This window comes from Siphonobacter sp. BAB-5405 (genome assembly GCF_002872335.1).
GTDB lineage: Bacteria > Bacteroidota > Bacteroidia > Cytophagales > Spirosomataceae > Siphonobacter.
On sequence record NZ_NJAG01000036.1, the window covers coordinates 171,322 to 192,629 of the forward strand.

At 46.3% G+C, this 21,308-nt stretch carries 21 protein-coding genes; 12 read left to right on the forward strand and 9 right to left on the reverse strand.

Annotated elements, in window-relative coordinates; all coding sequences use genetic code 11:
• Window position 1 precedes the first annotated feature (1 nt).
• Window positions 2–1,333, reverse strand: coding sequence for an AAA family ATPase (locus tag BWI97_RS20160; protein WP_094808555.1), 1,332 nt, complete (start codon window positions 1,331–1,333; stop codon window positions 2–4).
• Window positions 1,334–1,547: 214 nt separating this feature from the next.
• On the opposite strand from BWI97_RS20160, the gene BWI97_RS20165 reads away from it, so the two are divergent.
• The 5 genes from BWI97_RS20165 (at window position 1,548) to BWI97_RS20185 (ending at window position 7,060) form a co-directional block, all read left to right on the forward strand.
• A complete protein-coding gene (locus BWI97_RS20165) occupies window positions 1,548–2,306 on the forward strand; it encodes an AraC family transcriptional regulator (RefSeq protein WP_102202522.1) in 759 nt (252 codons plus the stop codon).
• Between the two features lie 29 nt (window positions 2,307–2,335).
• The gene (locus BWI97_RS20170) at window positions 2,336–3,478 is read left to right on the forward strand and encodes an NAD(P)/FAD-dependent oxidoreductase (RefSeq protein ID WP_102202523.1); all 1,143 of its coding nucleotides are present in this window, start codon (window positions 2,336–2,338) and stop codon (window positions 3,476–3,478) included.
• A 559-nt stretch (window positions 3,479–4,037) separates the two neighbouring features.
• The gene (locus BWI97_RS20175; RefSeq protein ID WP_094808552.1) at window positions 4,038–5,312 is read left to right on the forward strand and encodes a sialidase family protein; all 1,275 of its coding nucleotides are present in this window, start codon (window positions 4,038–4,040) and stop codon (window positions 5,310–5,312) included.
• Window positions 5,313–5,423: 111 nt separating this feature from the next.
• A complete protein-coding gene (locus BWI97_RS20180; RefSeq protein ID WP_102202524.1) occupies window positions 5,424–6,320 on the forward strand; it encodes a hypothetical protein in 897 nt (298 codons plus the stop codon).
• A gap of 98 nt (window positions 6,321–6,418) precedes the next feature.
• On the forward strand, window positions 6,419–7,060 hold the full coding sequence (locus BWI97_RS20185) for an HAD hydrolase-like protein (protein WP_102202525.1): 642 nt from the start codon (window positions 6,419–6,421) through the stop codon (window positions 7,058–7,060).
• On the opposite strand, the gene BWI97_RS20190 is transcribed toward BWI97_RS20185, so the two are convergent.
• Together BWI97_RS20190 and BWI97_RS20195 are read right to left on the reverse strand one after the other, a co-directional pair.
• Window positions 7,057–7,752: a LytTR family DNA-binding domain-containing protein gene (locus BWI97_RS20190; protein WP_102202526.1), complete on the reverse strand. Its 696-nt coding sequence runs from the start codon at window positions 7,750–7,752 to the stop codon at window positions 7,057–7,059. The genes BWI97_RS20185 and BWI97_RS20190 overlap by 4 nt on opposite strands.
• 1 nt (window position 7,753) lies before the next feature.
• Window positions 7,754–8,776 (reverse strand): sensor histidine kinase, encoded by a 1,023-nt coding sequence (locus tag BWI97_RS20195; RefSeq protein ID WP_158242807.1) that lies wholly within the window; start codon window positions 8,774–8,776, stop codon window positions 7,754–7,756.
• A 221-nt stretch (window positions 8,777–8,997) separates the two neighbouring features.
• On the opposite strand from BWI97_RS20195, the gene BWI97_RS20200 reads away from it, so the two are divergent.
• Window positions 8,998–10,542: a TonB-dependent receptor gene (locus BWI97_RS20200; protein WP_102202528.1), complete on the forward strand. Its 1,545-nt coding sequence runs from the start codon at window positions 8,998–9,000 to the stop codon at window positions 10,540–10,542.
• Window positions 10,481–11,416, forward strand: coding sequence for an outer membrane beta-barrel family protein (locus BWI97_RS20205; protein WP_158242808.1), 936 nt, complete (start codon window positions 10,481–10,483; stop codon window positions 11,414–11,416). The genes BWI97_RS20200 and BWI97_RS20205 overlap by 62 nt, the downstream gene beginning before the upstream one ends.
• Window positions 11,417–11,747: 331 nt before the next feature.
• Here BWI97_RS20205 and BWI97_RS20210 read toward each other — a convergent pair whose 3' ends face one another.
• From BWI97_RS20210 to BWI97_RS20220, 3 genes are all read right to left on the reverse strand, one after another.
• Window positions 11,748–12,191: a hypothetical protein gene (locus BWI97_RS20210; RefSeq protein WP_146010985.1), complete on the reverse strand. Its 444-nt coding sequence runs from the start codon at window positions 12,189–12,191 to the stop codon at window positions 11,748–11,750.
• Window positions 12,192–12,384: 193 nt separating this feature from the next.
• A complete protein-coding gene (locus tag BWI97_RS20215) occupies window positions 12,385–13,476 on the reverse strand; it encodes a sensor histidine kinase (protein WP_102202531.1) in 1,092 nt (363 codons plus the stop codon).
• 131 nt (window positions 13,477–13,607) lie between these two features.
• Window positions 13,608–14,723, reverse strand: a complete 1,116-nt coding sequence (locus BWI97_RS20220; protein ID WP_102202532.1) for a sensor histidine kinase — start codon at window positions 14,721–14,723, stop codon at window positions 13,608–13,610.
• A gap of 347 nt (window positions 14,724–15,070) precedes the next feature.
• Here BWI97_RS20220 and BWI97_RS20225 point away from each other — a divergent pair, with 347 nt between their 5' ends.
• From BWI97_RS20225 to BWI97_RS20235, 3 genes are all read left to right on the forward strand, one after another.
• Window positions 15,071–15,559 (forward strand): MarR family winged helix-turn-helix transcriptional regulator, encoded by a 489-nt coding sequence (locus tag BWI97_RS20225; RefSeq protein ID WP_102202533.1) that lies wholly within the window; start codon window positions 15,071–15,073, stop codon window positions 15,557–15,559.
• Window positions 15,560–15,791: 232 nt separating this feature from the next.
• On the forward strand, window positions 15,792–16,022 hold the full coding sequence (locus tag BWI97_RS20230) for a hypothetical protein (protein ID WP_102202534.1): 231 nt from the start codon (window positions 15,792–15,794) through the stop codon (window positions 16,020–16,022).
• A 343-nt stretch (window positions 16,023–16,365) separates the two neighbouring features.
• Window positions 16,366–16,980 carry an outer membrane beta-barrel protein gene (locus BWI97_RS20235; protein ID WP_102202535.1) on the forward strand — a complete coding sequence of 205 codons (615 nt, stop codon included), beginning with the start codon at window positions 16,366–16,368 and terminating at the stop codon, window positions 16,978–16,980.
• A 76-nt stretch (window positions 16,981–17,056) separates the two neighbouring features.
• Here the strand turns inward: BWI97_RS20235 and BWI97_RS20240 are convergent, their stop codons facing one another.
• Entirely contained in the window at window positions 17,057–17,497 is a 441-nt protein-coding gene (locus tag BWI97_RS20240; RefSeq protein WP_146010986.1) for a DUF2141 domain-containing protein, read from the reverse strand.
• Between the two features lie 320 nt (window positions 17,498–17,817).
• The gene (locus tag BWI97_RS20245; RefSeq protein ID WP_102202537.1) at window positions 17,818–18,654 is read right to left on the reverse strand and encodes an AraC family transcriptional regulator; all 837 of its coding nucleotides are present in this window, start codon (window positions 18,652–18,654) and stop codon (window positions 17,818–17,820) included.
• A gap of 110 nt (window positions 18,655–18,764) precedes the next feature.
• Here BWI97_RS20245 and BWI97_RS20250 point away from each other — a divergent pair, with 110 nt between their 5' ends.
• A complete protein-coding gene (locus tag BWI97_RS20250) occupies window positions 18,765–19,634 on the forward strand; it encodes a DUF1080 domain-containing protein (RefSeq protein ID WP_102202538.1) in 870 nt (289 codons plus the stop codon).
• 253 nt (window positions 19,635–19,887) lie between these two features.
• Entirely contained in the window at window positions 19,888–20,595 is a 708-nt protein-coding gene (locus BWI97_RS20255) for an AAA family ATPase (protein ID WP_102202539.1), read from the forward strand.
• 136 nt (window positions 20,596–20,731) lie between these two features.
• On the opposite strand, the gene BWI97_RS20260 is transcribed toward BWI97_RS20255, so the two are convergent.
• Window positions 20,732–21,298 (reverse strand): sugar O-acetyltransferase, encoded by a 567-nt coding sequence (locus tag BWI97_RS20260; protein ID WP_094808536.1) that lies wholly within the window; start codon window positions 21,296–21,298, stop codon window positions 20,732–20,734.
• Window positions 21,299–21,308: the final 10 nt, after the last annotated feature.

Below are 21,308 nucleotides of genomic sequence, written 5' to 3' on the forward strand. Positions count from 1 at the left end.
GCTACTTTAGCTTCAAATAGGTCAAAATGTCATCGTACAGACCACTCTCATTGGAATATAAAGCATAGTTTTTGGCCGTCGCAAACCATTCCTTGGTCGTAGGGCGATGCCTGCGAAGAGCTTCCTTGAAGTCAGCCATCGTTAGGGGTAGTACCCGACCTTGCCGAAGTGATTCGGGTAATTTCTGCTCAATGGCGAGATCGACCAGAGCCCGTAAATCTGCCCCCGAATAGCCGTCGGACTGTTTGGCAATGGACTGGTAATCGATTCCTTCGAGCGGTTTATCAGCCAGCAGGATTCGCAGAATTTCTACCCGGGCCGCTACGTCGGGCGGACTCACAAACACAATACGATCAAAACGACCCGGGCGGCGGAAGGCGGTATCCAGGTACCAGGGCGTATTGGTAGCTCCCAGAATCAGGATACCTTCGTTGCTGTACTTCACCCCATCGAGTTCATCCAGAAATTGGTTGATGAGGGTACGGCCCGCCGCTTTGCGTAAATCGGTCCGGCTGGCACCCAGGGCATCAATTTCGTCGAAAAACAGAACGCAGGGCGTATGCATCCGGGCCTGCTGGAAGAGATCGTGCAGGTTTTTTTCGGAGTTACCCATCCACATATCCAGCACTTCATTGATCCCTACTGAAATAAAATTCGCTTTGATTTCACCGGCCGTAGCCCGGGCCAACAGCGTTTTCCCACAACCGGGAGGGCCGTACAGCAGGATACCGCCGCCAATTTTCTTGCCGAAGGCTTTATAAATTTCCGGGTTATTAAGTGGGTGAATCACTTTTAGAGCAATTTCCTCCTTGACGGCCGAAAGTCCTCCGACTTCGGCGAAGGTGACGCGGGGCTTTTCGATAAGCCCTGAACCTTCCGCTTCGAGGCGGTCAATCACCTCGTCAAAACTACTGGTTTGACCCAAACCCGAATCCCGAATGGCCTTATTGAGTTGCTCTTCAAATTCTGCCTGCGTTAAGGTATGATCCTGAGCGGTGGCCTGCTTGTAGTACGCATTGGCCATCTGTAGATCACCAGACGCCAGGGCAATACGAGCGAGCAGAAACAGAACCTGAGGGGAGGGAGCCGTATCCAGTAATTCTTCGGCAATGACGTGAGCCGTTGAGAAACTGGCTAGTTGCAGGTAACATTCGGCCAGTTTGAATTTTAAATCCAGGTCAGCACTGAGTTGTAGGGCCGCTTTATAGGCTTCGAGAGCTTCTTCATACCGAGCGAGCTGGTAATAAGCATCGGCCAGCATTCGCCAAAGGGGTACATTCTGCGGCGAAACCTGAAGAGCTTCGCGAAGGGCATCGAGTTGGGACTGATTCATGCCCAAAAATACGGGATCGGCTTGTTACTCGGCCTTTTTGACAAATTCAATTTTAATGGGTCGTTGTATACATCGTTAAGGCTACAGGTATGCAAAGAAGAAGGATATAGTATTTAAAATCTGGTTTTTCGTTATAGATAAAGGCTTGTTCCGCGTATTGTCTTTACGGGTACGCACTACCTTTGGGTAATCATTTGCTTACACTGGTGCCGCTATGTCAACCCACGGTCTAACTTATCAATTACGAAAGCCAGATGGCCCCCTTTCGACCTTTGTGGAGGGTTTCTGGATGCTCGAACAGTCATCCGAACAGAAGCTGCCCGTCATCGTGGTGCCCGACGGACGCGTGGATATTCTCTTTTCAAAGACTTCGACAGGGACGATACAGGCGATGTTACGCGGACTGGATACGGAACCCGGCAAGGGAGACCTTTCACCGGGTACGCGGATGTTTGCGGTGAGTTTAAACCTATTGGCGGTGGAATATGTATTGGGCGAAAGCGTGGCTGCCCTGTTGAATACGGGTCGCTTGTTACCGGCTGGGTTCTGGGAAATCCAGCCAGAGGATCTCCTGGATTTTACAGCCTTTTGTTCCCGCGTTAGTGAGTTCATCGAACGTCGTATTCACCCCAATCCCGATACCCGAAAGCGGCAGTTGTTTGAATTATTATACGAGTCCCGAGGCGATCTATCCGTAGAAGAACTGGCCCGGCGGGTAACGTGGAATCGTCGGCAGATCAACCGTTATTTCACCCAGTGGTTTGGCTTGCCTTTGAAAACCTACAGTACCATTCTGCGTTTTCGGGCTTCGTTTGAGCACCTTCGTCAGGGAAAACTCTTTCCGGAAGAGAACTTCACCGATCAGGCTCATTTCATTCGGGAAGTGAAAAAGTTTGCCGGTGTCGTACCCAAGGAGTTAAGCAAAAATGTCGAGGACCGATTTATACAATTTTCAACCCTCCCTGCTGTCTAGGTTTGCTGCGTACTTAAACGCAAAAAGCCATGACTATACAAGGTAAAACAATCGCCATCGTCGGCGGAGGACCGGGGGGCCTGACCCTCGCCCGTTTGTTACAACTACAAGGAGCCGAGGGAAAGGTATACGAACGGGATGTGAACGAAAAGGCCCGCGTTCAGGGAGCCACCCTGGATTTACACGAAGAGTCGGGTCTGGAAGCCCTCCGCCAGGCAGGATTAATGGAAGCTTTCTTGGTGAATTACCGACCCGATGCCGGTAAGTTACGAGTCGTAGATGCGAAGGGTACGATCTACTGGGATGATCATGTACAGGATTCGTATCAGGACGACCGTCCGGAAATTGACCGTGGGCCCTTACGAAACCTGTTGCTGGATTCATTACAGCCGGGTACGGTGGTTTGGGATCGTCAATTGATAACGATGCGACCCAGACAAGAAGGATGGGAACTGACTTTTCAAAACGGCACTTCCGTACAAGCCGATCTGGTGATTGGAGCCGACGGGGCTCGTTCCCGTATTCGACCGTTTTTAACCGAAATCAAACCCTTTTATAGTGGCATCACGGTGTTGGAAGGAGCCGTTCTGAATGCCGAAACAGCCAGTCCATCCATTCATACGCTTTTGAAAGGAGGAAAAATCTTTGCCCTGGGTAACAGTCAATCGTTGATTGTAAGTTCAAAAGGGGACGGCAGTATGGCATTCTACGCAGGATTCAGAACGGAAGAAGACTGGGTACGGACGTCTGGGATTGACTTCACCCAAAAAGAGCAGGTACTGGCCTGGTTCCAATCGGAATTTGCGGCGTGGGATGATCACTGGTCTGAACTGTTTACCCAAGCCGAAACGCCCTTTATCCCTCGCCCGCAGTACTGCATGCCCTTAGACCAAACCTGGGAAGCACAAGCTAACCTGACTCTGCTGGGTGACGCGGCTCACCTGATGCCCCCTTACGCCGGGGAAGGCGTGAATATGGCCATGGCGGATGCTCTTGAATTGAGCCAGTGCTTGACGAATCCCACTTATACGACTATGCTGGAAGCCATTGCAGCCTATGAACAGCAGATGCGATCCCGGGCCTCGCAAGTGGCTAAAGCTACTCTCGAATCTACTGAAATGCTGCACGCTCCGGGAGCTTTGGAAGCCTTAGTAGCGGTATTTCAGGGATAGTGCTGGTTTATGTGATTAGAGAACGAGCTTGGCTTACCCCATGGGTAGGGCAGGCCTTCTCGTTCGAGAAAAGTTACCAATGATTAGGAACTGGTTCCAATCTCCGCTGCTGTTAGGGGTAAGGTAAAACCCAACCTTAGGCAATGGGTCGAGCCCAAAGCTCCTTTTGTAGTTTCCACTGGACGAACTAGAGTTCTAGGTTTACCTTATTGTTTAGTAGCGTATTAAGGGCTGTCCTGGTGGGCAGAGACAATAATGAAAATTTCAAATTATTATAACGTTTTTTTTACGTTATAATAATTTAATTAAATTTAATCTTCTTTGGATTTCTACTCTTCATTAGCTCAACGTTTATCCCACTCATAGCTATTCCATACCTACTAACCATTCACCTCTCCTTTCTTTTACATCTCATTTATTATCGATTGAGTCTCATTTAATTGTATTTTGAGCTAATTGCTATTTAGACTAGTTCTTAATCGTTATGTTTGTTCCTACATTCCCAGCACCTTCCCAACAACTATAGCTGGCCTTGATCATATCTAAACTTTATCCGATTATGGTACGTCTTACGTATTTTCTCCTGCTTTGGTGCTTGAGCCTGGGAGCCTTCGCGGCCCATCCATTGTTTAGTGATACGACTAAAGTATACGGTCTTCCACTCCTGACTAAAACGCCCAAAGGGGATGTAATTTTATCCTGGACCGAGAAGGATAACCAAAGTGTAGTGGGTTACTACTTTGCAACGTCTACCGATCAGGGTCAGCATTTTTCCGACAAACAACTGATCTTTTCAGCACCTGGCATTGGAACAGGTCAGCTGATGCGGCCCAAACTCATTTTCAAAGGAGACGGAACCTGGGTGGCCGTTTTCACCTATAATCCCAAAATGACGGCTAAACCGATGGTGGCAACTACCACCCCGGCCGCTGCTCCACAAGGGGGTGGCCATGAAGGTCATGGTACCCGGCCAACCGGTGGCGGAGGTCGTCCCAACATGGGTGATCGGAAAGCCATGCAGGTCGTGTATACGTTTTCCAAAAATGCTGGCAAAAGCTGGTCTACGCCCCAGCCCGTGTACCAGGATGTAGACGTACCTGCTCTGCGGGGCTTTTTCGACGCTACGGTCATGGCCAATGGTGAAGTAGCCGTTGCTTATCTGAAAGATGTGGTCGGCAGTACCAAACACGAAGAGCGTGATTTACGCCTGGTTGTATCGAAAGGAGATCGCTTTGAACCCGAACAATTGCTGGACCCTACACCCTGCGATTGCTGCCCCATTAGTTTGCTGACTGATACCGATGGCAAGCTTAACGTATACTATCGCGATAACCGTGACAACATTCGTGACATTGCCCGACTGGTTTCCAAAGACAATGGCAAAACGTTTTCGCAATCCGAGATTCTGCACGATGATAACTGGCAGATCAACGGTTGCCCGCATTCAGGTGCCGTTTCCGTACGTTCGGGTAAAAGCGGACTAGTATCGTGGTTTTCGGCGGGTAAGAACGAACCCGGTCTTCGTCTGGTAACAACCGAGGGCAAAAAACTACTCGTCATTACGGATCCGTCGGCTAAAAATGCCGCCCTAGTGGGTTCGAAAGACGGCGGGGTTTTACTCTGGGACCAGAACAAACAGGATGGTGCCGGTAAAAGCATTGCGTACCGGACAGTTAAAGGCACTGCCGTTTCTGATACAAAATGGCTCAATGAAACCGCCAGTACCATGAATCCGAGTGGTTTGATGGTGGGCAACAACCAACTTCTGATCGCTAGTGAAGTGGCTACGCCCCAAGGGAAAAATTCCATTCAACTCACGAAGGCGTCTTTGTAAATACTTGTATTACGCGTAAAAAAAGACCAGTCTGCACAAGGCTGGTCTTTTTTATGGCTAGTTGATCTATTTTCCGTACTTTCAATTCCCGTACGTATCGCTCCCTTCTGCATGAAATCATTCAGCCTGCTCAGTTTTCTTTTTGTAGTTTGCTTAAAATCCTGGGGTCAGGATAAACCCGTCCGCATCCCCTTTCAACTGACTCCCGCCAATAACATCTCGGTACGGGTTCTCATCAATCGGATCGATACCTTACAGCTCATGTTCCACACGGCATCGGGTGGACTCACGCTTACGGAAGACGCTACGCGAAACGTGCGAAGTCTGCAATTTGCCCGAACCGATACGGTCAAAAGCTGGGGTGGTGAGGGAAATGCCTCCCGGTATAGTCCAAACAATACCTTGCAACTGGGCGATCTTACCTATGAACAGGTTTCCATTTGGGAAAACAAATATTCGGGGCCCGGTACCGATGGAAAATTTGGCCTTGATTTTTTCGCGGGCCGGGTGGTTGAGATCAATTTTGACGAGAAAGTCCTTGTCATTCATCAGCATCTTCCCAAGGCCATGCGGGGATACGAGAAACTTCCGCTGAAGGTTCAGCAGGATATGCTTTATCTGGAGGGAGGGCTGGTTATCGGAACGGACACGCTGCGTCATTCTTTTCTCATGCATTCGGGGTATGCGGGTAGCTTGTTACTGGATGATGCATGGGTGGCTCAGCACGCTCAGATTCAACATTTGCCCGTTATCAGTGGCCAGGAGTTAAAGGATTCGTACGGCAATCGTTTAAAGACCAAGAAATCCAGTCTGTCGGCTTTTTTGCTGGGAAAGGCTAAGCTCCAGCAGGTTCCGGTCAGTTTTTTTGAGGGAGCGATCGGCCGACAGAAAATCAGTGTATTGGGCGGTGATGTGCTGAAACGATTCAATTGGATCATTGACGTTGCCGGAGGATATGTGTACGTGAAGCCGAACCGTTTACAAAAAGCTCCATTTAGTACAACGTAACCTCAATACATCCGGCAGATTAGCTGATTCATTCATTACTAGCAGGATTACCATCGGTAACGCTACTATCTTTGTAATCACCTGAAACCACCGCCCCCATGCCTTATAAACTGGTCATTTTTGATTTTGACGGTACCCTGGCCGATTCCTTTCCGTACTTCCTGCGTACGGTAAATACGCTGGCTCTTACCTATAAGTTTCCCGTCATTCAACCCGAAGACGTGGATCACTTACGGGGTATGGATGCCCGACAAATGATGAAACGAGCCAAGCTACCCGCCTGGAAAATGCCGCTGATTGCCCGCTCGTTTATCCGCCTCATGGCCCGAGATATTGATCAAATTCAGTTGTTTGAAGGCATTCCGGTTGTGTTACACCAACTTGCCGAACAGGGCGTTCGGTTAGCCATCGTCAGTTCCAATAGTGAAGCCAATATACGCCGCGTACTGGGGCCAGCCTGTGCTTCGCTCATTTCCTATTACGGATGCGGGGCTTCCCTGTTTGGGAAGCGGAGAAAGTTTACCAAAGCCATGAAGCGAAACGGCGTTCTAGCCCACGAAACCCTCTGTATTGGGGATGAACTTCGGGATCTGGAGGCAGCCCGTCAGGTAGCTACGGCGTTTGGAGGCGTCGCCTGGGGGTATACCCGGGCGGATGTACTGGCTTCGCACCCTGACGTTACGCTGTTTCATACCTCCACGGATTTGTTACAGAAAGTGCTAGGTGTACCGCAACCTTAAGCTAAGCCCACCTCCCGAAGAAACTGCTCGCGGTAATTGGCTCCAATCGGAATCTCGTAGCCATCCAGGAAAATGCGATTTCCTTCAATATGCGAGATCTTGGACTTGTTGACTAAAAAGGAACGATGTACCCGCAGAAATACCGTACCCGGCAAAAGTTCTTCCACCCGCGTAAACGTCATCGCTGGTAGAATCATCTGCTTTGGTGTAACGATCTTCGTATTATTTCCACTGGCCTCGGCAAAGAGGATTTCTTCGTGTAGGAGTTTATAGATACGACCTTCAAATTTAAGAAAGACAAAGCTTTCCGACTTGTCAGGCAGAGCTACGGGCGTAGGCCGTAAAGCGGCCAGAGCCTTGTCAACGGCTACGATGAAACGTTCCAGTGAAAAGGGTTTCAATAAGTAATCGCAAGCAGCCAGATCGAAGGCGTCTACGGCGTATTCTTTGTAGGCTGTGGTGAAAATAACCTGCGGGGGCTGGCGAAGCGTTTTCAGAAAGGCAATGCCATCCAGCACGGGCATGTTGATGTCGAGAAACAGAATCGATACGGCTTGCTGTTGCAGGATCGCCTTGGCTTCCAGAGCATTACCGCAACTGGCCACGACCCGAAGCTGGGGTAAATGACTACAATACGTCTCGATGATTTGCCGGGCAATCGGCTCGTCATCCACAATCAGGCAGGGCACCATGTTACTTCTTCTTTAACTGTAAAAGTACCTGATAAAACGTCGGCTGGGCGTTGATCGTTAAGGTATGTTCGCCGGGATACAAAAGCTCTAACCGTTTCCGGGCATTCTCCAGACCCAGGCCACTGTTTTTATTGAGCGTCTGAGCTTCTAGTTTCTCGTACGAATTTCGAACGGAAAACAAAATGGAATCGGCCCAGCGTTTCAGTTCAATTTCAATGGTAATCTTCGATTCAACCGTGTTTTTAGAATGTTTGAAGGCATTTTCAACAAACACAATCAACAACATCGGGGCAATTTGCACGCTAGGATCATGAATGCTTTCCCACTGTACCCGTAAATTGAGCCGATCTCCTAACCTGATCTTTTCAAAAGCAATGTAGTTATCCAGGTACGAAAGTTCATCGACCAAGGGCACCCATAGGGCTTTGGTTTCGTAGACAGAATAGCGTAAAAGATCCGAAAGTTTTAACAGCAGGGGTGGTACTTTTTCGTGATCGGTCAATGACAATCCGTATAGATTGTTAAGCGTATTGAATAAGAAGTGTGGACTTAACTGGGACTGTAACAATTGCAACTCACTCTGACTTTGTTCCGCCGATACCTGAGCATCCTTCAACTGTAAAGTGATGGCGGTACGGATGTGCTTGACAAACATACCCACCAGAATACTTAAAGCCGTAAAGGGCGTGATGAAGATAACGAGATTCAAGAAAGAGGGTAAGGTATTAATAAGTAATAAAGCAATACAGCAAAAGAGAATTAGAATAAGCAGAATGATTAATTGTCGATTGGGAATGCGGGTTTGGTTAACCGTCAAAAGCTGTGAAAAGGTCCGACCGAGGTAGATCCCCCCCACAAAGTACACGCCCGCCAGTAACGCAACCTGGTCTTCGTGCTTACCCGCCAGGACCCGTTCGAAATACGGTTCTAACAGGAAATAGACGACGAAAACGACCGCCGCCGCGATCAACAGATGCAGAATCCGACTCGTCTGAAAAAGGTTTATAGAGCTTGTTGCTTTCATTATACTTAAGTTTTGCCGAAAACTACGGGATCGACCATAGGCTTGAAAACTTTCCGGTTGAACAGGCTGCCTTTCCTTACCAATACTGTTTAAAAGCGGACGAATGGGTTTAACCTCTGAAATGCTCATTCTGTCCGTCTCCTTATGCCCTCCATCCGGATCATTAGGGCTACCGATCAAGTCACTGCACTTTCGCCGACGAAACAATTCGCTCGTCTGTTATGAAACGCTTACTGACCGTACTCGTCTTTTTGCCACTGTTCGTCTGGGCTCAGGATTCCACCTATACCTTACAGGGCAGGATTCAGAATGAACAGGCTCGCCCCATTGCCGGAGCTACGATTATACTTTTGAAAAACACGAAGGTACTGCAAGGGGTGGTTGCCGATAGTACCGGATTTTTTGAATTACATCGACTGGCGAAGGAAACTTATCAGGTACAGGTGACCGCTTTGGGATACGAAAGCTATACTAGCCCATCCTTTTTCCTGAATCGCAGCCCCTGGAATCTTTCGGTCATTAAGCTTCAGCCTTCAAAGAATACGGACTTAAAGGAAGTAAAGATTACGGGTAAACGTCCGTTGATTGAGCACGATCTGGATAAAACGATTGTGAATGTCGAAAATCTGCTGAGTAGTGCAACCAGTCACGTGCTGGAAATGCTCGAAAAGGTACCGGGAATCACGGTGGACACGGATGGCACGATTCGCTCAAATGGCATGAGCAGTGTCACCGTACTCATGGATGGGAAGCCGACGTATTTATCCGGTCGCGATCTGGCCGATTATCTGCGGTCGTTACCCGCTTCGTCCCTTGACCGACTGGAACTGATGACAAATCCATCCACTAAATACGATGCTGCCGGTAGTGCTTTGCTGAATATCAAACGCAAGAAAGAACGCTTGCAGGGCCTGAATGGTAGCCTGAGTGCCAATTACAGTCAGGGTTGGGAAAGTCGAACGAACCAGAGTATATCGCTTCAGTATACCCACCAAAAATTACGACTGTCCGGGCTACTTTCCCATAGTAAGGATGGCAACCAAACCCGTGAACAAGTGGGCCGAACCTTTACCGAGGTATCCGGCCAGTCGGAGGCTTTTGTCAATCTGATGAATCGCTCCTGGCTCAGCGGTCATAGTCTGACGGGTAAACTGGAAATCGAGTACGCATTTACGAAAAAAACATCCCTCAGTTTAGAGCTGGATTATACGCACGCCCCCAAACGGGAAGGGTTATCCTACCTGAGTAAGCGTTTTGCCACAGAGCTGGATTCCACCGGACGCGGCTCGATTGATACTCATTCGCAACGAAACAATCGCGGCCTCTCCCTCCATTTACAGCGGGAATTTGACCGCAAAGGGCAGGAATGGACCATAGACCTTACACACTGGTCGTACGGTAATCAAAGCACGCAATTCCTGCAAAATCAAAGTTATAATCCCCATGAAGTGTTAGTAACTGACCAGCGATTTAGGTATGATCTCCCTTCCTCACTACTGATCAGTACGGCTAAAACGGATTTTACCCGTCCGTTCGCGAGCGGTGGCACACTGGAAGCAGGTTTAAAGTGGAGTCACGTGACCAACGATCTTGATTCCCGGTACTATCAACGCGTAGACAACGAGTTCATCCCCAAGTACCGCCAATCCAATCACTTCATCTATCAGGAATCGATTCGTTCGGCGTATATTAATGCTCGTAAAAATGGAAAACGCTGGCAGGGCCCAGGCGGGGCTGCGGCTCGAACAAACGGGGCTAAAGGGTGAGCAGCGGGAAAATCCGGAAGTACCCGAATCCAGTTTTTCCCGACAATACACGAATCTGTTTCCCAGTATCTTTCTGAGTTATAAACTCGATAGTACGGGTACGCGATCGCTAACGCTGAGTGCCAGTCGCCGGATCAACCGCCCGAATTATCAGCAGTTGAATCCATTTCTTTTTTATCTTGATAACTATAGCTATACGTCAGGAAATCCCCAGCTTTTACCGGCCTATCCCCAGCAATTTGAGCTTAAGTATCAACACAATACCATTTGGGGTTTGAGTTTTCAGTATAACCAGTTTCGTAATATCATTTTTCAAACAACTCAGGCCGTGGGAGATATTTTCATTACGCGTCCCGGAAACATTGCCAACGGCAAACTCCTTTCGCTTTCAGCTTACGCCTCCTATAATCCCTTTCTCATTTGGACATTCATGGCGTCTGGCGGGTTCGTGCATCTGACCATTTTACCGACTGAACTCTACGGACAAGCCCTCGACGCACGGTTGCTAACGGGTCGTATCAACGTAACGAATCAATTGAAACTGGGTAAAACCTGGCAAGCGGAATGCAGCCTTAGTTATACGGGTCCCAGTATCAATGGTCAACGCAGGAGTCAATCCCTGTATCGAATCAACGCTGGAATTCGAAAGTCACTTTGGTCCAATAAAGCAAGCATCAATCTGATGGTGGAAGACTGGCTGCGAAGCTGGGTACAGCGTGAACAAATCGGCAGTCTGCAAGGGGCTACGGAGTTTCGGACCAGTCGAGCCGACACGCGTCGGATAGGTCTGGCCTTTGCGTATCGTTTCGGCAAACAAACCCGTAATCGTTCCTATAGTGATGCTGCCCAGGAGGAAAAAGGACGGATTCATTAAGCGGATGAACCTTGCGATCTTTCACGAGATTTCAGTATTCACTATTCCTTTCAGATCAGTCTTGTTCTACACGATTCTCAACCATCCATCAGATTCAGTACTGAATTCGTCTAAAGCATTGATAACTAATCTTCTACTTGGTTGTTTTACATTTCTTGAATGGACGTCTAACAAATGTAAAATCAGTCAATCCTAGCTGGTTTTTAGGGCGTGGAACACTTGAAAATCTCGAAAGACAATTTGTCAGGCCTTTTTAAAGCCCGCGAGAATTAAACAGAAAGATTTTTCCAGAGTACGTTCGGAAGGATCGAAATCTCAGAATGGTGCAGCGTTAGGGTTGTCGGGTGTAGATATAAGCCTGGAAATCTACTTCCCGTCCGTAGTCCAGGATAAGTTCCTCCTCGCAGATATACATCCTGGATTTTCCCAATTGTCGCAAGTACGAAGTTTCGACACTATCCATAACCGACAATTGAAGGGGGCGATCCGCTAGAGAAATTTCATAAGGCATTCGGGGAGAAGTACGGCCTTGAGCAGTAACCTGGCACGTGTAGTTAGCAAAGAAATGAACTACTTGGTTGGGTATTGTATCGTGCTTTACAAACCCACCTTTAACGGTCTTTAGTCGCCAGGTTCCTAGTAACCGACGGGACCCTTCTTCCACGGAAGTCACATATGCTTGCGAAGCATCGCAATCCACTGGCCTGGGAGAAGAAGGTGTTTTTTTACAGCTAACTAAAACGAGCAGTGATACAAAAACAAGTAGATAGTTCATAGCCATTAGGTTTTACGAATAAGACCCGAATGGATTAACGAACGTTGGAAAGGTTAAGGAAAAAGTAAATCCTGAAGCTAGTTACTAACTCAGCTTTATTGGGATGGAACAGCTTCAAAATTTATCAATCCTGCCAATCGATTGATCTTTATACATACAGAAAGACTTTATCTCTAACCTTCAATACCGTAGTTTATTTATAAGAAGAAGTGCTATCTACTAGTAAAGGAGCTTTCGCAGTAAAATAATTATCCTGTTGAGCGATAACAATAGAGCGGTCGGCCAGCAATTGATAACGTTCCTGTATATTTTTTAAACCAATACCTGATCTAGTCTGGAAGTCATTTTCAAAATCGACTTTGGGCTGATAGTTATTTCTGACTACTATATAATCCTGTTCGTCAAAGATTTCAACGGATAATGGTTTGCCAGAGGACATAATGTTATGTTTGATTGCATTCTCCACTAAGGTTTGCAAGGCATACGGCGGAATTTTGGCTTGTCTAGCCTGTTCACTGACACGAAAGGCAATGCGTAAGGCTCCTTCAAAACGTTCCTGTAAGATATAGACATAAGATTCCACAAACTGTAATTCATCCGCAACAGAAATCAAACTATTCTGATCGTGATCTTGAAGCTGATAACTAACTACTTTGTTTAATTCTGCAATGTATTTTTTGGTCCAGTCATCACCATTACCTGATCCCAACACCTGCAATGAATTGTACAGAAAGTGGGGTGTCATCTGCTGTTGTAATACTATCAGTTGAGCAGTAAGCTTTTCATTTTTAGCTTGCTCTATTTGAATCTTAGCCAGCATCACATCTCTACGCTTCACGTAAAAATAAGCGAACGGTAGGAGAAAAGAAACCATCATTAGGCCTCTAAGTGACAACCGAAATAAGGCCCATGGCAAGGGGTAGCTTTCCAAAGATCTTGCTGTGTAAATCTCACCTAGGGAATGGAAAGCGTAATGGAAACCAATGGAAATAAATAGGCAGGCTAAAGCACTAGCTAAAATTTTCTGCCAGACTTGGGGTATATTTTGTTCATGAAGAATGTACAGAATGGCCAACCAGCTGCTGCAACACATCAGGAAAAGAAAAAACTGTGAAACCAGCAAATTTACGGGGTCACGCTGCCAATCGTGAGGAAAACGCAGGGGCAATGCATAAACGTAAATTAAAAGAAAACAGAAGATAATTCCCGGCTTAATCAGTTCACGGGCAGAACCATCCTTTATATACTTGTTATCTCTAAAGAAGGAGAAAAATGAACTTTCCATACTGATGTATTGTAAAATTACAGCTACTTAAAATCCTTTTCGTATGTGCTTGCTTGGTAAGTAAAAATGACAGAGCCGTCTGGAAGGAATGACCTATTTTTTAAATGAAAATATAAAACCTTTTAATTACCCTAACTACCATTATTAATCAAGGATTCGTGTATTAAAGGTTCGAAAATCAGAGGAGCTTTAGCTATAAAACGGTCATTTTGCTGAGTAATCTCCAGAGTGCGATCATGTATCAATTGGTATCGCTCCTGAATATTTTCAAGAGCGGTGTCGGCGATCGTTTGACGAGCCTTTTCTGAATCTTCCTTGTACTGGTAATCACTCGTTACAATAATGTAATCTAACTCATCATAAATCTCAATGCGTAAGGGTTGCTTGCTGGACATACTATAAGGCTTCATCGCATTTTCTACCAGAGTTTGCAACGTATAAGGAGGAATTTTTGCTTTCCAGACCTCCTCACTTATCCGCATAGTTACTTCCAGCTTTCCTTCAAAACGCTCTTTCAATAGGTAGATGTAGGACTCAACGAATTGCAACTCCTGAAGCAGAGTAATCAGACTCTGTTTATGACTGTTTCCGTATAGTTGATAACGAATAATTTTACTTAATTCGACAATATATTTTTTAGTCCAGTCGTCCTTATTGCCTGATTTCAATACATTTAATGAATTAAATAAAAAGTGGGGTGTCATCTGCTGTTGTAACAGCTTGATCTGAGCGGTAAGCTGTTCACTCTTCACGGCTTCAATTTGTAAGTTTGAATCCAGCCATTCTTTCTGCTTCATATAAAAATAGGCGAGTGGATAAAAAAACAGCCAAATCGCCAGGCCGCGATTAAACAAACGAAATAAAGCCCAATACAACGGATAAGTACTTAAGGGTTTTAAAGGGTAATCCTCAGCAAGACCATTAAAAGTATAGTAGAACAAGATAGAAGTGAGTCCACTTCCTACGAAACTAACCATAGCTTTTTGCCAGGTTTTGGGAATTTTTGGCTCATGAAAAATAATCAATATAAGAACCCACACTGAACTACAGAGCAGCAGCAGAAAAATCTGGGAGAGGACCAGATTAACGGGATTCATCTTCCATTGACCTTCCATGATGCGGGCAGTCAGAATATAACCATTAATCAAAAAAAAGGATAAAATAAGTCCCGGCTTGATGAGTTCACGAACGGACCTGTCTTCGAAGTAAGCGTTTTTTCTAAGGTTAGAAAAGAGAATATGATTCATTAATTCGACCCGATAACACGTAAAGAAGGGTTAAATATAAGGGATATAGAACCTTTTTGCCAAGTCATTGACATTGATTAAGACAATAAAGCGTTTACTATGGTTTTGAAACGAACAGGGTAGGAGTAAGGCCCGATTTCGTAGACTATACTCCATTTCTTATCAATTCTGCTTAACATAAGCATAATTATGAAACATATATTTACCTTATTTTATACTCAATGTTACTATAATCATTATCTAGACAACAATAGTTATTTTAACAGATACTGAGTCAGTAAGTTGTAGCTTCTGAGCGGTACAACCGTAACATATTCTATTAATTTTGACGAAACGAGCCTGCTTACATGAAAAAGCTTACTGAAGATATAATCGTTACCAACCTAGAATCTCAATTAGGAAATTCCGTCGCCATTTCATTCAATATGGTCAATATGCTCATGGTAAGGTTGCTGGACCGTGAATACATTCGTAGAGGCTTTACCTTCCAGTTTGATCAGGTTCCTGTATTAGCTATTGTTCATCTGGCGGGTGATTCCCTTTTATCGCAGCAGGACATTGCAACCCTTATCAAACGGGATAAATCCAGTGTACGCCGCTCCCTACAGGTACTGGAACGAGATGGGTACGTACAGACACTCGCAGATACCGCAGATAAACGTAAGAAATTGATCAGGCTAACTGATAAGGGCAGACTGGTTGTTGAAATGGCTTTTAGCACTGCCAGCCGATTCGATGATTTCCTGGCTAAAGAATTGAGTACAGACGAACTCGATCAGCTGAATCAGACGCTCAAGAAGATGCACGCATTGTACGAACGACAGTTAGCGGATTAGAACTTCACTCTGCCCATTTCAGCAAGTTGAGTAGATATATTCCCAAAATCCACTTATTTATTTGAAGCCATCGTCGATATTTTAATATCGGGGATATATCTACCAAATGGATCGTTATTTTTGCAGCATAGCTCTGTACAAAGTCGTATCCAACGGAACTGCGGTACTCGAATGATCGGGTTTGAAAGATTTAGGGTTTACTACATGTGAGAAGCAGCGTAATCTTAAGGCGATGTATTTGTATATCTTTTCAACAACTATTCAAACCGAGGCCGATCAGCAGAACTTGCATCGGTTTCTCAAAAACAGTACGCTCATTTGCCGCTGGACGCTGGATCAGAACGATCCTGAATGCGTATTAAGGCTTTTTACCCGGCAGGAACAGACGCTGGAAGTATTACAAATCCTGGGAAAAACGCCCTTTATGTACAACTATTTAGATAGCGTTTATATTCATCCCTAAATTCCCCGTACGTTTTTGTAACACTCCCCTAATTCAACCTACCTCTACAACAATTAGTAGATATATCTCCTAATGACGTAGCCATCCAACTGCCCCTTTTCGTACGACCATGAAAACAGATCAAAAAAAAAGGCAATCTCCATTGCATCGAAAAGTACGATCCCATGAGCATCGACTAAAGATCAAACCCATTACGCTTGCAAGTCTTTGGAAGAGCGATCCCTGGGCTGATTTTTTCTACCATCTTGCTTTCGAGAAGCCTGACCGAAAATGAGGCTAACGTTCTTTTTCAGTATAATCCACCTGCCATCCCAGTGATTTATTCAATCTACCCGTCAAATCCATGAAAACCCAGTCACTATTTTACGGCCTGTTCCTCAGCTTATTTTTTCTAAGTCTGAGTCAAAGATCCCATGCTCAGGTAGCCTTTTCCATTCACGGTACCGGCGTCACTTCTACGCTCGATGATGCCAAGGTAAAACCCGGCGTAGGGATAGCGGCCAAAATGTATTTTAGTCCCAGAGTGGCCCTGGGCGTCTCGGCGAAATACCTGGGGCTGGCTTACGACGAACACCAGTCGCTGGGTGTGAACCTCAGAAACAAGGGATCCATTGTTCCCTTAACTGGTATGTTTGAATATTACCTGACGGATGGGTTCATTCGCCCCTACCTGGGCGTGGAAGCCGGAGCCTATCTAAGAACGGTAAAAGTTGATTTTCAAGGAGAACAGGTGGCTAAGCAGAAAGATACGCGTTTTGGAGCAGCCCCGAAGGCAGGCGTTGCTTTGTCTTTTGGAGGAATCGGCGTATTTGCCGAAGGAAGTTATCATCTCTTGTTCGGTAATAAAAATGGCCGTACAACCATTGGTTCAACCACTAATATCAACTGGCAGAACCCTAACCGACTCTGGGCGGTGAATGTGGGCCTGACTTTTGGTTTCCCAAGAACGAATGAATAAGTGTTTTCCTAATCAAAGCGGGTAGTTGGTATAAACCGGCTACCCGCTTTTTTGTATCCCCTACTCTACTGAGTGTTCAGAAGTTTCGCATTTTACAGTTCAGATTCATCGAAGCACCTTTTACCTCAAATTTGAAGTCATCGAACGTAGGCTTGCTCATACCGGAGAGATAAAAATTAGAGAAGGCTACCCCCTCTTTGGGTATACCGAGCATATTTTTATCCATTTTCCCGTTTTTATTGGCATCATCAACCAAGGCTAATCCATAAGTACCCGGTGGCAAGTCTAGGGATACTTTGAGCGTGCCGTTCGTCAGCGAGGACTTGGGGAAGCGGTGCCGCGAAACCGGTTTTTCATCTTTAAAACCCTGCTGGTCCTTAAATACTGCCACTAGAATCTGTCCATCGGTCGATTTAAGATTCGTAATCGTAAGCTGTACGGTTTGAGCCTCAGTGGTGAGGAAACTGGTGGAGCCTACTAACAACAACGTTTTCAGCCAGAGATGTAAATGTTTCATAGGAACGATGAAGCAGGAATCAGGTACGAATTGGAATTGGCAATAAATAAACTCAAACAACTGTTTCAGAACTTTACTATAAAAAGTAATCCAAGCTGGTACTTGGGTAGATATATCCCTGAGTCTGGATTATGAGGTCCCTTTTACTAGTGCAGATTTTCAAAAAGAACATCGGTCTAGTCGCGGAACAGTAGGAATTTCAGGTAAAGAAAAGTCAGTCCATCAGTTAGTCCTTTCTGCCTGTACTGCGGATCGTATGATTCAGCTCTGGTCAGGTTGCCTTCACTATACGTTTTCCAGCTTTCATTTGTGCACGGTAGTCAGTCCCGCTTCCGAAACAGCGTTGGCGTTGTTCCGGTGTATTTTCTAAACTGTTTACAAAAATGGCTTTCATCAGTATAGCCAAACTCATCTGCAATTTCTTTCAGACTAAGCTGACTGTACAACAGGCGGGCCTCGATGAGCTTGATCTTGTGCTTGACAATGTATTGTTTGAGTGATTCTCCCGTTTGTTTCTTAAATAAAAGACTGATGTACGCGGGAGCATAATGAAACGTCCGGGCGAGGTGCTCGATACTCAGGTTTTCGGGCTGATAGATATGTTGTTTAATGTAGCCGAGAATGGCCTCCACCGAATCTTTCAGTACTGGTTTGGCGGGGGTCTCCCTGAATAAGTTACGAGCCAGAATCATCAGCATACTTCGCATCAAACTATCCCGAATGATCTCAAAATAAGGCAATTGATCGTTCGCCGATTCGGCTTCCAATACCGTCAGTAACTGGTGCAACTTCTGTTTCTCCTGCTTATCCACGACCAGCGACCCCCGACTTTGCGAGGAGGTCGTCAGTAACGTTCGAATCACGGGTTGCCACGGACGATCTTTATCGGAAGGATGTGCTTTGTGAATCGATTCATTGAAACGGACAAAGCTAAATTCGGTTAACGCCTCGATTTCAAATGAATGGAAATCCTCCGGCCCTAACAGGAAAACGTCGCCGTCCTGATAGGGAAAGGTGTTGCCATTGATGTGATGAATGCCCTTTCCTTTCAATACGAAAATGATTTCAAAGTACGTGTGCTTATGGACGGAGTGCATCCAGGTGTGAGCTTCGAAGTGATAGATACTAAAGGGCGTGTGTAAAATGTAGCGTTTCATAGAGCCAGAGCCTGCCGGTAAATCTACCGATAGATAATGGATTTTTACAATTACGGGCTAAAAGCAGACCTGTACTTTTGTTTCTGTAACGGACTAAACATCCTATCCTTATGAAACAGATCTTCCTACAGATAACGTGCTTTACACTCCTGATTCTATTTTCATCCCTGAAAACGGCGGACGAATGGACTCCACTTTTAGATAAAAATCTATCCCAATGGCAAAGCTATCTGAGCTACGCACATAAGCCTGGTTATAATGGAAAAGTACCGAAAGATGCGGCTGGTAATCCGATCGCTCCGGTTGGGTATGACAAGGATTCATTGAAGGTATTTTCGGTGATTAATGAAAAGGGCGGTACGGTATTAAGGGTTAGTGGAGAGCTGTATGGCTGCCTGATTTCGCGGCAATCCTACGAAAACTATCACTTGAAACTTCAGGTGAAATGGGGCCAGAAGAAGTACGTGCCGCGTATGAATTTGCTCAAAGATTCCGGTATCCTCTACCATTCCATTGGAGAAGCGGGGGCTGATTATTGGCGAACCTGGATGCTCTCCCAGGAATTTCAGATTATGGAAGGACACATGGGCGATTTCTGGTGTCAGGCCAACTCCGCCATTGATATCCGTTCGTATCCATCGGAAGGGAGTATGAGCCGGATTGCCGACGAAAAACAACCCTTTGGCATGCTAAAACAAGGGGGCGATGGCTTTTGCATGCGTTCGGGTAATTACGAAAGTCCCAACAATGAATGGACGACGCTTGAATTAATTTGTTTCGAAGGTAAAAGCCTTCATATCGTGAATGGCCACGTGGTGATGATCCTTCAAAATTCCCGTTACATAACGCCTGAAGGAAAGGAAGTTCCGATGACGAAGGGTAAACTGCAGCTACAGAGTGAGGCCGCTGAGGTTTTCTTCCGGGATATTCGCATCAAACCGCTTACTAGAATGCCACCGACTTACGAGCGTTTGTTCTAAAGACCTTTGCTTTCAGAGAGCCTCCGTTCTCCAGGTTGTGCATACGGTGCAGCCTGGAGATTTTTTTTCGGACGACAAACCTGCAAACGGTTACACGCTGCCCCTGTATGACTTGGTTTTCCTTCAACCTGCTACTTATAACGTTAAACTATTCAAACCTTAAACCTTTTCAAACGTATTCTCCTCAATAAGGAAGTACCTTCGCGAAACAGAAACAAGGGTAAGCTAAGGCCCCGAACACAAGCGTTACGGCATGAATGCATGGGATGTACTGATTCACGACAAAGAAAAAATTGATTGGCAGGATATTCGACTGGATGAAACGAACCGCAAGTACCTTCAGCAAGTCATTAAAGAATACAAGTATGTGGAGGAACTCCGCAAGTACAACCTTCCGGTGACCAACAAGCTGATGCTGGCGGGCAGCACCGGGTGTGGAAAAACCAGCACGGCCAAAGCCATGGCTTCCGCCCTGCATAAACCCCTGTATATTCTGGATTTGAGTACGGTTGTCTCCGCCAAAATTGGTGAGACGGCGGGGCATGTCAAGGCGGCCTTTGACCGGGCCTTACGGGATAAGGCTATTCTGTTCCTCGACGAATTTGATCACCTGGGCAAAACCCGGGATGATAAGGATGTAGGTGAGATGAGACGGCTGGTTAACTCACTCATTCAATTGATCGACTACCTGCCCGACACAGCCTTGCTCATGGCCGCTACCAATCACCTGGAAGTAATCGATCCGGCCCTCAGAAGACGTTTTCAGCTGACCTTACGCTACCAGATGCCGGGACCGGAGGAACTGGATGCGTATTACGAACGCTTACTCGAAGCTTTTCCTGAAACGTTGCATCACGTGGATCGTAAGTACGGGGTGTCTTACGCCGAAGCGAAAGATCATTTGCTCACGGGACTTAAATCGCTCATTATTCAATCGCTGGAATCGCAAGAGGTTCAATAAACTGGATGCCTTTTTAGTCGAACGCCACCGAATAGGGGCTAGACCAGATCCAAGAAGTCAGAACCTGAACAGGCTTATTTTTTAATTAAAAAAGCAGTGGAATGATCCACTGCTTTTCAATATTTCTAACGTTTTTTTAAACCGGTGCATCCAGAGGTCGGATGACCCGACAGGGATTCCCAGCGGCAAACACGTCGGAAGGAATGTCACGCGTAACTACGCTACCCGCTCCAATAACCGAACGATCGCCAATGTGCACACCGGGGCAAATGACCACGCTCCCCCCTACCCAGACATCTTCTCCAATGGAAATGGGCTTGCCACTTTCCAGTCCTTCCGCCCGTACCCGAGCGTCCATGGGATGCGTGGCCGCGTAAATCTGTACGTTAGGGCCAAATAGGGTACGGGCCCCGATGCGAACCGGGGTCACATCCAGTACGGTGCAATCGAAGTTAAAAAATACGTTTTCACCGATCTCAATGTTCGTTCCGTAATCGCAGTAGAATGGCGGCTGAATATTGAGTCCGGGGCCCGCCTGGGGCAACAATTCCTGCATAATTTGGGCTCGCGATTCGGGTTCATCTTCCCGTGATTCATTGAGGGCTTTCAGTAACAGCCGGGCTCGCGTTCGTTCCGCCGTTAATTCGGGGTCCAGAGCGTTATACAGCTCTCCCGCCAGCATTTTTTCTTTTTCTGTTTTCATGACTTTTTGT